Source organism: Psychroflexus sp. MES1-P1E (assembly GCF_002836055.1).
Classification (GTDB): domain Bacteria; phylum Bacteroidota; class Bacteroidia; order Flavobacteriales; family Flavobacteriaceae; genus Psychroflexus.
This window is the reverse complement of the sequence record NZ_PJBS01000342.1, coordinates 1-12754: the sequence shown is the minus strand read 5'-3', so window position 1 is coordinate 12754 and position 12754 is coordinate 1. Positions and strand designations below refer to the sequence as shown.

The following is a 12754-nucleotide window of genomic DNA, read 5'->3' as shown; positions in this document are numbered from 1 at the left end:
CCTATGAGTAGTTTCGTGGATTAGACCTTAACATTACAAGTACACACCAAGTTGGAAATTCCGCAGGAATTTCCAAAGTAGGCGAGAACAAGCAATTACTTATAGCCATTGTTAGCATACGTGATTTTCAATGTATTCATAATTCTTTTATTCCAAAACGGAGCGTCATACCAACGCTGCTCTATAGCATAAACATAGTCTCTGTTTTTCTTATAGTTGACATAACGTTCATTGACAAAAGCAGAAAACGAATTGAGTTCTTCTTCCCCATTGAAAAAAGCAAGAATTTTAGAAGTTACTCTTATACCATCGCTTATTCCTTTATAAATACCATAAGCAGCTATGGGATCATAACTAGACGCTGCGTCACCTATTGCTACCCAGTCCTTTCCTTCTATAACAGGTAAAATTCCTGAATAAACAGGCCGAGTATAGTATTGGTGTTCTTTTAGTTTTAGTTTCTTTAATCGTTCTGCTATAAAAGTGGTATTGGCTAATTGTGCCTCAAAACCTTCATGTTGCGAATCTTGCAGCGCTGCTATGTTTTCTTTTTCTGAAAGCATCATGGTAATAATACGATTATCTGGCAAAGCGGCATTATACCACCAACCTTCAGGTACTGCTTCGATCTGTATTTGTTTCGAGGGTTTTCCTTTTGCAATGCTTGCTATACGTATGGAAGCAAATAAGCGATCTTCAATAATTTTACTAATTCCAATAGCTTTGGCAAATCGCGAGTTGGCACCAGAGGCATCTACAACAAAGCGTGCATTTACTTTATATTCTGCATTTGCGATCCTATCCCTTAAGCGTAAGGCATAGCCTTTTTCTACTTTTATTGCATCTAAAAACTGGGTGGACCAGTGTATTTGAGCACTTAGCCTTCGAGCTTCATCTGCCAACATGCTATCAAATGCTTTACGATCTAAACGCCATGATGGTCCCAATGGGTTCACTATAAAATCGTTGTACCCTACATCTGCTCTTCCCCATACGGAAGCGTACCCCGGACAGGGTGCATGATTTCCTTTATAAAAGGCTTTTGCTACTCTCAGCTGTTTTAAAAGCAAGATGGTATTGGGCGGACAGTTCTCTCCTATAAGCTCATCACCAATAGCCTGCCCTTCAATGACAAGTACTGAAAGTTCTTGCTTTTGGAGAAGAGAGATGGCCGCGCTTAATCCAGCAGGCCCACCTCCTATAATTACTACATCATATGTGACTGTTGTTTTCAAAAAGGACAGTCTTTTTTAGACTTCTTTTTCGGCGGATTCGCGTTAAATGGCCATTCTGCTACAGGATCTGTAGCATCTCCTGGATTGGTTAATTTCCCCTGTACCTCTAAATACAATTCTGGCGAAAACTCCCTCCCCTCAATATCTACATTAGTTCCCTGTATGATTATTCCTATTTTATGCCATTCATTTACTGCATCCAGAGGGTCTTGAAAAGTAGCAGCTTGTGCAGGATTTACTGCATAAGTTCCTGGGCCACGAATAGACCATTTTTGTTTTGGTAGTACATTGTTCACTACTTCTTCTGCTACATATACTGCATCGGGTCTTTGTGATGGCCACGACCAATATAGGGTTGTTTCGGCACCGTTACTTTTGTTTACACCATCGGTATTAATAGCGGTTTGGTGAATGGAACAGGAATTATAATCTGTTTGCCAAGGAGTCGCCATGAATTTTGAGATGTCTCCTGGTTCAATACCATCGGTCATGTCGTGTAATGGAATCCATCCGCTCTTTAGAAATGGAGTGGATTTATCTAGGTTTTCATACTTCAATGGAAAGTGTTTTATACGGAAAGGTCCTGCACCAGATGTTTTCCAATCTTGAATGTACATGTCTTTGCAACGAACGGTATAACTTACTTCGATGCCTGGTACGTAACGTCCGCCCAAACAATTGGCTAAGGATGCCATATCCAATAACTCTCCAGGTCCCAGCTTGGTTTCCTTTCCTTTGGTAAACCTTTTCTTAGACCATTGTTCAAGAAAGAAATATTGGGTTTTGGTTACTGTCATGAAAGAGGTCCCAGCAGCTCCTAATGACAAAGGCATTAAAGGTGCTCCAATATTGGTCTCTTCATTATTCGGGTTTCGCAAGAAATTTAAGGCCGCCATGATGGTCCTGTTTGGATCATCATTTTCACTAATGGCATCCACTGCTGTATGTGCACGCAAAGCCATCTCTGGTAAATTGGCTGTCCAACGTTGTAGGGTACATGCAATAAATGTAGGCTTGATATCATTCGTAAAATTTGGTAGATAATCTAAACGATAAACACCTTCACCATCGTCTCCATTTTCGGATTCCCCTGTTTGACGGAATAACTCGGGTTGCAAGTCCAATTCACGTACAAAGGTATCATACACATCATCCCATACAGAAACAACATTACGAATTTGAGGAGCGTAGGCAGGATCGCCACAAACGACCCAAGCACCAAAAGCTTCTTCGCTCGAACCGTCTGTAAATTGAATGGTTACTGAAACCGGTCCGTCTGCTGCAGAATCAAACCATCCAACATTATTTAAATCACCCGTCATTTGAATGGGCACACCATATTCATCATATTGCCCAACAGCGTTTCCTGTACTTGGCAAGACCAGTAGGCGTCCTTTATCATCCGTTAGAATTTCTCCCAAGGTGTCTAGCGGACCGTTAGGTTTAAAAAGCTCTTCGTTCGAATCTGCAGGAAACCGAACTGGATAGGCTGGCAATTTTTCTATTTCACCTTTGTCATTTAAACAGGTTGGTATCGTACAATCATCAAACTTTGCGCTCTCCTTACTTAAAGCACTTATGGTTCTTGGCCCTGGGTCGATCATCAACCTGTTTAAACGATACGCTGAATCAATATCTCCATGTGTTTCAGGGTTTCGCAGTTGCGGTACTTGATTGTCTGCATATGCCAAGATCCCTTTGTTGTTTACTACGTTATAGGCAGTCGCTTTTTTATTGGCTAGATGACTTGACCAGACAAGGTCTTTTACGACTCTTCCATCGGGCAACTTTGTTCCTATTGTTACTTCTATTCCGCCACCTTCTGGATAACTTGCTTTACCATTATGATCGTAAGCATAAATACGAAATCTAGCAGCTTGCTTCTTTAAATTCCCGTCTTCATCTCGAAGGTCTTTACTGGTAATGGTTGTTTTTTCTGTTCCTTTTTTGATAGGCAATCCTCCAGTAGTGTCGGTTCCTTCTTGAGGCATTCCAGCACTATCTTCAGGAGATAATATATAATCATCACTTGTTCCAAAACGTGCAAAATTAATGGTCGGATGTACTCTAAATATGGTTTTATTTTTCATGATTTTGATTGTTAAATTTTAGACGCGTAGTTTAAATATATTTTGGAGTCACTCCATGCTCCCAGCAGTTACGAATGGCACCGCCAACGCTGGCCATAATTGCAAAGAAATTCTCTGGGTTCTCTCCACTGAACAATTGTTGCAGGGTATTACGTAACTCAGTAAATTGCTCTATTAGTATAGCTTCTAGCTCTTTGTCTTCTACAGTATAGTCTGATACTTTTTTCACTTGAAACGTCTCAGGAAAAGGTTGTGAATTCTTAATCTCATTGAACTTCTCAAAATGATCGTCTTCTGGCTCGGTATCATCAGCTGTGTTTTGGAAAGTCTCCGGAATCGTATGATTTACTTTGGATTGTCCTTCTCCTTGTTCTGTAATTAAGTCTATCAATAAATCTACTTGGTTAAACCCAGCATCTTTGGGTTCTGTGATTTTCATTTTGGGCATATTTCTGTAAAATGCAGAGAAAAAATCCACCTGTCTTACACCTCCTTTGATATCCTTTTTTAAGTGTGAAGCACCTAAACGAAGAGCTTCGTAAAAAGCGCCAATACTGCCATACTCTTCTACGTTGCTAAAAAGTGGCACTTTTTCCTGCGTATCATACTCTGGGATCTCTATTAAACACATCGCATTGATGTGCTTTAAATCTAAAGGCCCAATCTCTGCTGTATAGGGCAAGTAAGGTTTAATAACCTCTTTATTGTCTAACGAGAAATCGAGATGAGGAATGGTGGTTCCTTCATATACTGGTGCGTCAATACTCGGTGATAAACCATAGGCATTAGCAATATTGGAAGCACATTGCAAATGCAGCATTTCTTGGTTTACAATGGTTCTTATTAATTGATAAGGTTCTGACGACTTATCTTTAATCGAATACATTGCAGACATGTAGAAAGGAATCGTCCAGAATTCGAGATCGACGGCCCTTTGTAAATGAACCTTTAAATGTCCAAGATTCCAATCGTTTTGTGTTAGTTTCATTTGTTTTCTTTTTTTGGTTACTAATTATTCTATTAATAAAATGTATGATAACGTTTAGTATTAGAAAAGTAGCGGAATAGTAAACTCTAATATTCAATTAAGCAATGACTTTTGTTAAAATGACTCACTTTGAATTTAGTACTAAAACCGCTATTATTTTTATACATTGTTACCAATAGTTTTATTTTAATTTTATGGTTTGTATGCTACCATTTATTTCAGAATCTATTCCTATAACCTCATTTGTAATATATAAACCATTAATATTTACTTTATCCAAGTCAAGTTTTAATTTGTAATTACCAACTTGTAAGTCTTTAAGCTCCTTTCTAATCATTTGCTCCATTGATACAATGTCAGAAGAGTAATTATATAATGATGATTTTGAAATATCTTCATAATAGAATTTATTAATAAGGAATTCAACCCCTTTATTAATTATTTCAGATGACGTGTTCGAATTCATTTTAAAGTCATCTAGATATGCAATTGTTTTTTCTGTATCAATTGAAGGTTTAGCAGTAAAATAGATATGTCCTTTAACTCTTTTAAATAAACTTATTTTACCATTAATCTCTACATCAACTAATAAACCGCGGGCAGATTCATTAATGTCAACGCCATATAGTTTTATGTTTTTAATTTTAACCCAATTATTTCCGTATTCATATTTTTCATTTTTATAGGTTTCTGTAAGTTTATTTGATACATAATCAAAAGATGCATCAATTGGTAGGTTGATGAAGAAAAATCCATGTGGATTATTTGATATAGTTAGGCTGGGTAAACTTGTAACAGGTGTTTTAGTCGAATCATTGTTTATTGTCATTTTCACACCTATACCAGCTCCTAGGTTTATGCTATTACCATTTGATGTGATGTTCTTGAAGTAAATGTTTTTAGGAGTTACATGTAAGAAGAAGTCATCAACAGGCAATACTTTATGAGCTTCTTTCCAAGAAAGTGCTAATTCATCTTTTATTTTAATATTGTTGAGTTGTTTGGCTATTTCTTTATCAAGTTCTTTTTTAATTGGTTTTAATTGGTCTGTAATTTTGCCTGCAACTTGTTCAACAGGAATACTTACTTTAAAACCTAAAACCCATATTACTATGTTTTTTCCAGAAATAATTTCTCCATCCAGTTTTGTGTTTGCTGTAATTGAATAATCCGGATTAACTCTTAGATCCACTTCAATCTTTAATGCAATATCAGAATTGGCATGACCAGTGGCACGGCCTCCATGACAACAACAGCTACAGAACCAATCATCTTGCCATACTCCAGGACAACGAGAAACGTCAGCTTTTACTTTTAAGGTTGTTGTAAATATTAATTTACCATTTGAAGTACTCACTTTCATTGGATTGTTTCTAAATACTTCTACTTCATATTCATCTCTCTCACAACCGTCACTATCTCTAAAAATTCTACCTTTAGGTACTGCTTCCTCAATTTTTTTTTCTATTTCTGATAAATCAACTGAAAAAGGAATGTATACCACAGATTCTTTAGATTCTGGTAATTCATTGGAAACTCTAGGGGAGGGTTTTTGTGATAATCGAACTGTTGTACAAGACGCAATAATCAATATGATTAAGGATAGGATAATTGTTTTTTTCATAGTTTCTATTTTTTAATTATTGGTAACATCCGTATAAACCCCATTCAAATCTTTAGTATAGGGTATCTATCTATTTAGGATGTTGTTTTATATTCCCAATAAATTTAACACTTTTGTTTATAATTCCAAAAGTTTTTTATGATATTATTACTAATTGATTAAAATATAGCATAAATTTCTGTCGATTTGGAGCTATTAGGACCTAAAGTAGCCTGGATATGTCTTAAGCTTGCTTCCCCTTCCATAGGGGGTGTGGCAAAATTATAACATAAAGTGTATGGGATGCTCCAAGGCTTAGGGTTGGTGCTTTTAAAGCTTTACGATATACCTTGATCTTTAGTTGTTTTTAGTCCTAAATTAATTGTGCCTTAGTCCCTAAATTAGTTAAAACAGACTTTTAAAAACTACTTTTTTAATCATTTAAAGGCATTTAACTCTTAAGAACGGATAGCCTAAAGTTATGTCCTCGCTGAGATGTTGTGAAAATAAATGCAAACTTTGCTTAGTAATCCGTCGAGTCATGATTACTGTAAGATTATTAAAAAAACCATTATTATCTTACAAAACAAATAATAGCATTAAAGAACCACATCAAAAAGCTAATGAGTGGGGATGAATAATTATCAGCTTTTAAATACCTTAAAACAAGTTGGATTAGTGCTTTCTTGTCAACTGTTGTATCACACTAGTAATTTTAAGCGATTTGACAATTGTCAACAGTTTTCAAGTTAGTGGAGTGTAGCTCCTTTTGAACACAGCTCTGGAACGAGTATACATAACAAAAATAGAGATCATCACATCGAAGATAGAAAAATGAAAACACTATTAACACAAGCCAGTGTTAGTGCCATACAATTCGACCAAGACTTAAAACAATAGTATAAGAAAAAAGCTGCAGAAGGAAAACCAAAAATGCTTGCGATAAATAATTTTAGAAATAAGATTTTATCAAGAGCTTTTGTAGTCGTAAAAAGAGGGATACCTTAAGTGGAATTACAAAAATTTGTAACTTAAAAAATGACTTTATTTAATTAGGAGTTGACCTTGGAATACGTGGATTAGCATTCAACTTTTAAGTACTCACCATGCTGAAAATTTTGAAGGAATTTTCAGAGTAAGCTAGAACAAGCAATTACCTGTAACCCACGTTATGCACTTATCTAAAAATATCTAACGGCTCTTACTTTCATTACACCAGAATTAACTTGTTTAGGAGTCCAACCTTGGTCTCTATTTGAAAAATCAGTCGCAGTAGCGGTATTATCATCATGTTCAGTTGAATTCCAATAAAGTGTTGAATCTACGTCAAAATTTACAAGACCATTCAAATGCAAATTTTCATACATCAAGAGCAATTCTCCTTCTGAAGGTAAAGGCCAATTATTAAAGCCTTCTATTACTAATTCTAGACAAGCCTAGGCAACAACAGGTCCATTACTAATAGAAGAACATTGCTCTGGATTATCATAAAAGTTATTGAATTCATTATGAAAAGTTACAATAGCGATTGTGTTTTCAAGTTCAGTTCCTATGTTAATATTACGAGCATCACTAATTAGAGAATTAAAACATCTCCATTCAAATCCTTCCATATCATTTAGGCAAGCTTCGATATATCTCCATCCGCTATCATAATTGCCTAAATCATAAAAAACAAGATCTACTGCAGGTTCAACACCTACAACTTCGGATACACTAGGTGGTGTGGGTTCATTATCTGAATCACAACCATAAGCTGCTATAAATAATATAAAAGCAAAAAAAGATTATTTTTAGTCTTCAACATTCCACTTTATAGCAAAAAGAACATTGTATTCTTTAAACCTAACCTCACGAATTTAGTGTTTTACGACTAAATCCCTTAAAATTACGATTCATCATTAAAATTTTACAATTCAGTAAGACTAGTTTTAAAAATCCTTAGTTGTTATCAATATTTGTGTCAAATAATAACACAAATCCATGAATGTAATCGTTAAAATTATAGTGACCCTAGTCATTAGCATGGTAATGACAGAGATAAATACTCAAGAAAATTATAGCATTAAGGGTATCGCTAAGAATGCAAAAAGTAATGCTGGTGGAATATTTTTAGGACTTTATAATACAGCAGCTGATTTTTTTAAAAAAAGATTTAAAGGCTTAAAAAGTGAGATAGAAAATAAGTCGTGTTCACTCACCTTTGAGAATATACCAGCAGGCATTTACGCGGTTTCAATTTTCCATGACGAAAATGATAATGGTAAAATGGATTCTAATTTTAAGGGGATTCCAAAAGAAGATTATGAATCCTCTAATGAGGCCTTTGATTTTATGAGGCCACCAAAGTGAAACGATACGAAATTTGAGCTTAAAGAAAACAAAGTAACAACAATAACACTATAGTTCTAAAATTCAACATTATAAAGAATTTAATCATCAATTGAACTTTTTAAAACTTTTAAAGCAGAGACCAAATTTTACCCAAATTGAAGACAAAAACCTGCTGAGCAGGCTTTGGAATCTTGTAAAGCGTAATTAAAACTCAAGTGGTAAGAAGGTCAATTTTAAGGACATAAAACATGAAGAAATTATTTAAAAATAGTATATCAGGAATCCTAGTAGGTATTGTGATAATGCTTGTAGACCAAGTTATAGGCTATTTTTCGGGTGTTAAAATTGCCTTTAATGAGAATTTCTTTCGCTCGTTTTCTTATTACATGATATATTCTATACCACTAACTTTAGTCAACTCATATTTCTTTGGTTATCTCAATCATCAAGTCGTCTGGGAGCGCCACAGAAAATATCAAATAGCCATTGGTTTCTTTGGTTCGGTGACCCTAACTTTAATCTCAATATTCTTTGTTAGGGCTTTTATTAGAATTGCAATTGAAGGTCAAACATGGTATGAGTTTGTTAATGCTGAGAAACTTGAATTTTATTTTAGTTCGCTGCTTATTACATTGGTTATTTCACTATTCTTTCATGCAGTTTATTATTATAAAGAATTACAAAAAACTAAAGTAAAAGAGCAAAAGGTCATAGCAGGTACGGCGAGCGCAAAGTTTGATGCTTTAAAGAATCAGTTAGATCCTCATTTTTTGTTCAATAGCTTAAATGTATTAACGAGTTTAATTGAAGAAAATCCTAGCAATGCTCAAAAGTTTACGACATCACTATCTAAGGTTTATCGCTATGTTTTAGAACAGAAAAGTAAAGAATTGGTAACTGTAGATGAAGAGCTGAATTTTGCGAGAACCTATATGTCACTTTTAAAAATGCGATTTGAGGATAGTATTATTTTCGAAATTCCGGATAAAGCTTCAAATCCCGAAAGTAAAGTTGTGCCATTAGCATTGCAGTTGTTGTTAGAGAACGCAGTAAAGCACAATATGGTGACATCGAGCAAACCGTTGCATGTAAAAATATACGAAGATGGAGATCACTTGGTGGTGATGAATAATCTGCAGCTCAAACAAATAGTAAAGAAGAGTGTTGGCGTTGGTTTAGAAAATATTAAACAGCGTTATCAATTGCTTTCAGAACGAAAAGTACACATCAATCAAAGAGACAAGGATTTTGCAGTAGCGATTCCTATGCTCACAAAACAGGTATCAATTATGAGAACAACACAAAAATCAAAAGCGCGTCTTAATGACGATTATGTGAAAGCACGCAAGCGTGTAGAAGAATTAAAAGGCTTCTATTATAGTTTAATGTCCTATTGTATTGTGATGCCCTTTTTAATATGTATTTGGTATCGATTTTCACAGAACACCATACAATGGTTTTGGTTTCCCATGGCAGGTTGGGGATTGAGTTTGGTTTTTAAGGCCTATCGTGTTTTTGTAGATCAAGGGACTTTTGGTATCAACTGGGAGCAGCGTAAAATTGAAGAATACATGCAAAAAGACTATAAAAGTAACTGATGGAAATAATTTCACCCTACCCAATAGCTATGAGAATTCTTAAGGGAAATAGTAAAAGACTGATAGCATAAAATATATAGTATTTTGTGTTTATATTAATAATTTTAATGACTAGTAAAATGAAAACAGAAGCATCAAATTTAAAATATATAAAGGCTAAAAATAGAGTTGAAAAGTTGAAAGGATTTTACAATCATTTAGCCATTTATATGATAGTTAATACAATTATTACGGGATTTAAAGTGTCTAATAACTTAGACAGTTGGGCGAGCTTTAAAAATGATCTTTTCAGTATCGAGGTACTAAGTGTTTGGACGATATGGGGGTTGGTGTTATTAATACACTTTATATCCCTGACTTATGGACATGGCTGGGAAGAGCGCAAAATTGAGGAATTAATGAATAAAGAATTCTCGAAAAACAATAAAAATTAAAATCATGGAAAAATTTAATAAAGATCCGCATAGTAAAGATGAAGAGATTTCAGACTTTAGAAAAGAAGAGGCTTATTTAAGAGCGAAAAAAAAGGTAGATACGCTTATTGGATTCTACTGGCATTTCGCGGTGTATGTTGTGGTCAACCTGTTTTTAATTCTACTTATTGGTTTTAATTCTAGTGAAGGATTTGTAAGTTTTGGACCTTATTCAACAGCGACGTTTTGGGGTATTGGGTTGGCTTTTCATTGTATTGGAGTTTTTGGACCAGATTTCTTTTTTGGTAACAACTGGGAAAAACGAAAACTTGAAGAATATATGAATAAGGAACGCAAGAATTGGGAATAAAAAAGTTGCAGACACAGTTAACATTAATTCATAGGAAGTCATGTTTAAAATTAAATTAACCTTAGGGCTAATAGTCATCGCCTTTATGGGCTATGGTCAAAACAGTTTTATAATAGAAAACGTCAAAGTTTTTGATGGTGAAGTTATTTTTGAATCGACGTCTGTTAAAGTTGAAAATGGAGTTATTGTTGAAATTGCGGACGTCATTAAAGCTTTTGGTGAAACTGTAATTATTGACGGAAAAGAAAAAACCTTAATGCCAGCCTTATCTAATGCACATGTCCATGCTTGGCTACCAGAATCATTAAGTGAAGCCGCAAAAGCAGGGGTTTTAAATGTTATGGATATGCATGGCATGGAGCCGTATCAAGGTATGATGCGACAGCTAAAAGATTCCACAAATTTTGCCCGTTTCTATGTCGCTGGTTATGCCGCCACAGCACCAGGTGGTCATGGCACACAATATGGATTTCCGGTCCCAACATTAATGGGTCCAAAGGATGCTAAAAACTTTATTGAAGATAGAGTTAAAGCCAATGCAGATTATATTAAAATTATTGTAACCCCTTCGGAAGCAACCTTAGATTCAGAAACAGTAGCAGAATTAATTAATGAAGCACATAATGCTGAAAAAATAGCAGTAGTCCATGTCAGTCGTTTAGAAGATGCTAAAGATGTTATTTCTAATGATGCAGATGGTTTAGTTCACCTTTGGAGGGATAAAATATTAGAAAATAGTGAACTAGAGAGGCTTTTAGAATCGAAACCTTTTTTTGTTATTCCTACCTTGTTAACTACTCTTAAGGTTTTTGAGGTCATAGGAGCTGGTGCAGACAAGTATTTGAATAAAGAAGAATTACTTCAAGAAGTCAAAAAACTGTACGAAGCAGGTATACCCATTCTTGCGGGTACAGACCCCCCTAATTTGGGTATTAATCATGGAACAGATTTATACAAAGAATTAGAACTTTTAGGGGAATCAGGTATGCCAATAATTGAAGTTTTAAAAGCTGGGACAAGTAATATTACCTCAGCTTTCGGATTAGAAAATACGGGATTTATTAAAGTGGGTTATACAGCAGATTTAATTTTGATAGATGGTGATCCTACAGAAGATATAAAAAACATAAGCAATATTAATACTTTTTGGAAAAAAGGAAAGAAAGTAAAGCTATGAATATAATTATAATAGAAGACTAGAAACCATCGGTGAGACGATTGCAACGCTTGTTAAAAAATCTAGATTTTGAAGTTAAAACCATGTTGCATTCAGCTGAAGAATCCATCGAATGGTTTCAGAATTATGAGCATCTAGATTTGATATTTTTAGATATTCAAATGAGTGATGGGCTGTCGTTTGAAATTTTTGAAGCTTAAGATATTAATTCCGTAATAATTTTCACAACCGCCTATGATAAATATGCGCTTTAGGCTTTTTAACTCAATAGTATTGATTATTTATGGAAGCTATGTGTTACAATTTGTATCGGAGTCTAGGGATAATTGTGTCTAACTGTAAAACTTAAGAAAATAATATAAAGAAAAATAAGTGCAAAGGCTAGAAATAGAACTTAAAGAGAATATTTTACAACTCATTACAAAGGCAAATCCACTAAAAGATATTTGAAACTGATGAAGCAAATTAAAGATGCTGAAAGTGTTTCTTATGAAGAGTTTGAACGAGCGATGATGAGTTAATTTTAAATAACTAGATTTGTTTACTAAACTTAAAATTTATCTATTATAGAATTTATGACAATCATTTTTGCTCTCGCAATTACTGCTTTATTCGTTTTGATTATGAGATTTCTTGGCGCTTGGATGCTAAGAATCGATGAGGTAATTTCAAATCAAAAAAAGATAATTGAAGAATTAAGAAAGTCAAATTCATCAGATTATTGAATCTTTATTTCTGATATGAAGTCAGTTTGTTGCTCTCAAAGTATAAATATAGATTTTTATAAACCCATTGCTCATGTACGCCCCATGAACCAACAGTCTTATTTATATCATTTGGACTACCTAGAGATATTAGTGCCATTTTCTTAGTCATACCTTTCCAATAGAGCCCTTTTTTTAGCTTATTGTAAGTTTCTTTTCCATATTTTTCTAGAAGCTGAAAA

At 34.4% G+C, this 12754-nt stretch carries 12 protein-coding genes and 2 pseudogenes; 7 read left to right on the top strand and 7 right to left on the bottom strand.

Annotation, left to right across the window (positions count from 1 at the left end; genetic code table 11):
* Window positions 1-95 precede the first annotated feature (95 nt).
* From CXF67_RS15460 to CXF67_RS15445, 4 genes are all read right to left on the bottom strand, one after another.
* Window positions 96-1235 carry an FAD-dependent monooxygenase gene (locus CXF67_RS15460; protein WP_102089556.1) on the bottom strand — a complete coding sequence of 380 codons (1140 nt, stop codon included), beginning with the start codon at window positions 1233-1235 and terminating at the stop codon, window positions 96-98.
* The gene (locus CXF67_RS15455) at window positions 1232-3325 is read right to left on the bottom strand and encodes a LodA/GoxA family CTQ-dependent oxidase (protein WP_102089555.1); all 2094 of its coding nucleotides are present in this window, start codon (window positions 3323-3325) and stop codon (window positions 1232-1234) included. The genes CXF67_RS15460 and CXF67_RS15455 overlap by 4 nt, the downstream gene beginning before the upstream one ends.
* A 31-nt stretch (window positions 3326-3356) precedes the next feature.
* On the bottom strand, window positions 3357-4313 hold the full coding sequence (locus CXF67_RS15450) for a ferritin-like domain-containing protein (RefSeq protein WP_102089554.1): 957 nt from the start codon (window positions 4311-4313) through the stop codon (window positions 3357-3359).
* A 181-nt stretch (window positions 4314-4494) separates the two neighbouring features.
* Window positions 4495-5937 (bottom strand): DUF4403 family protein, encoded by a 1443-nt coding sequence (locus CXF67_RS15445; protein WP_102089553.1) that lies wholly within the window; start codon window positions 5935-5937, stop codon window positions 4495-4497.
* A 750-nt stretch (window positions 5938-6687) separates the two neighbouring features.
* Here CXF67_RS15445 and CXF67_RS19250 point away from each other — a divergent pair.
* Window positions 6688-6816 (top strand): annotated as a pseudogene (locus CXF67_RS19250) (IS110 family transposase); the annotation flags it as partial.
* A gap of 281 nt (window positions 6817-7097) precedes the next feature.
* Here the strand turns inward: CXF67_RS19250 and CXF67_RS15435 are convergent.
* Window positions 7098-7283: a hypothetical protein gene (locus tag CXF67_RS15435; protein ID WP_102089552.1), complete on the bottom strand. Its 186-nt coding sequence runs from the start codon at window positions 7281-7283 to the stop codon at window positions 7098-7100.
* A gap of 69 nt (window positions 7284-7352) precedes the next feature.
* Window positions 7353-7529, bottom strand: a complete 177-nt coding sequence (locus tag CXF67_RS18495) for a hypothetical protein (protein WP_219621042.1) — start codon at window positions 7527-7529, stop codon at window positions 7353-7355.
* 370 nt (window positions 7530-7899) lie between these two features.
* On the opposite strand from CXF67_RS18495, the gene CXF67_RS15430 reads away from it, so the two are divergent.
* The 6 genes and pseudogenes from CXF67_RS15430 to CXF67_RS15405 all read left to right on the top strand — a co-directional run.
* Window positions 7900-8268, top strand: a complete 369-nt coding sequence (locus CXF67_RS15430; RefSeq protein WP_102089551.1) for a DUF2141 domain-containing protein — start codon at window positions 7900-7902, stop codon at window positions 8266-8268.
* Between the two features lie 230 nt (window positions 8269-8498).
* Window positions 8499-9848, top strand: a complete 1350-nt coding sequence (locus CXF67_RS15425) for a histidine kinase (protein ID WP_102089550.1) — start codon at window positions 8499-8501, stop codon at window positions 9846-9848.
* Between the two features lie 119 nt (window positions 9849-9967).
* On the top strand, window positions 9968-10282 hold the full coding sequence (locus tag CXF67_RS15420) for a 2TM domain-containing protein (protein WP_257984722.1): 315 nt from the start codon (window positions 9968-9970) through the stop codon (window positions 10280-10282).
* 4 nt (window positions 10283-10286) lie between these two features.
* Window positions 10287-10631, top strand: coding sequence for a 2TM domain-containing protein (locus CXF67_RS15415; RefSeq protein WP_102089548.1), 345 nt, complete (start codon window positions 10287-10289; stop codon window positions 10629-10631).
* A 40-nt stretch (window positions 10632-10671) separates the two neighbouring features.
* Window positions 10672-11808, top strand: a complete 1137-nt coding sequence (locus CXF67_RS15410) for an amidohydrolase family protein (protein ID WP_102089547.1) — start codon at window positions 10672-10674, stop codon at window positions 11806-11808.
* A gap of 32 nt (window positions 11809-11840) precedes the next feature.
* Window positions 11841-12059: pseudogene (locus tag CXF67_RS15405) on the top strand (LytR/AlgR family response regulator transcription factor); the annotation flags it as partial.
* A 478-nt stretch (window positions 12060-12537) separates the two neighbouring features.
* Here CXF67_RS15405 and CXF67_RS18490 read toward each other — a convergent pair.
* A partial coding sequence (locus tag CXF67_RS18490; protein WP_219621041.1) for a hypothetical protein occupies window positions 12538-12754 on the bottom strand: 217 nt, incomplete at its 5' end.

Coding starts and splice junctions, on each gene's coding strand:
- CXF67_RS15430 (WP_102089551.1), top strand. CDS start 7,900: ATGAATGTAATCGTTAAAATTATAGTGACCCTAGTCATTAGCATGGTA.
- CXF67_RS15410 (WP_102089547.1), top strand. CDS start 10,672: ATGTTTAAAATTAAATTAACCTTAGGGCTAATAGTCATCGCCTTTATG.
- CXF67_RS15435 (WP_102089552.1), bottom strand. CDS start 7,283: ATGTATGAAAATTTGCATTTGAATGGTCTTGTAAATTTTGACGTAGAT.
- CXF67_RS15455 (WP_102089555.1), bottom strand. CDS start 3,325: ATGAAAAATAAAACCATATTTAGAGTACATCCGACCATTAATTTTGCA.
- CXF67_RS18495 (WP_219621042.1), bottom strand. CDS start 7,529: ATGGAAGGATTTGAATGGAGATGTTTTAATTCTCTAATTAGTGATGCT.
- CXF67_RS15415 (WP_102089548.1), top strand. CDS start 10,287: ATGGAAAAATTTAATAAAGATCCGCATAGTAAAGATGAAGAGATTTCA.
- CXF67_RS15445 (WP_102089553.1), bottom strand. CDS start 5,937: ATGAAAAAAACAATTATCCTATCCTTAATCATATTGATTATTGCGTCT.
- CXF67_RS15450 (WP_102089554.1), bottom strand. CDS start 4,313: ATGAAACTAACACAAAACGATTGGAATCTTGGACATTTAAAGGTTCAT.
- CXF67_RS15420 (WP_257984722.1), top strand. CDS start 9,968: ATGAAAACAGAAGCATCAAATTTAAAATATATAAAGGCTAAAAATAGA.
- CXF67_RS15425 (WP_102089550.1), top strand. CDS start 8,499: ATGAAGAAATTATTTAAAAATAGTATATCAGGAATCCTAGTAGGTATT.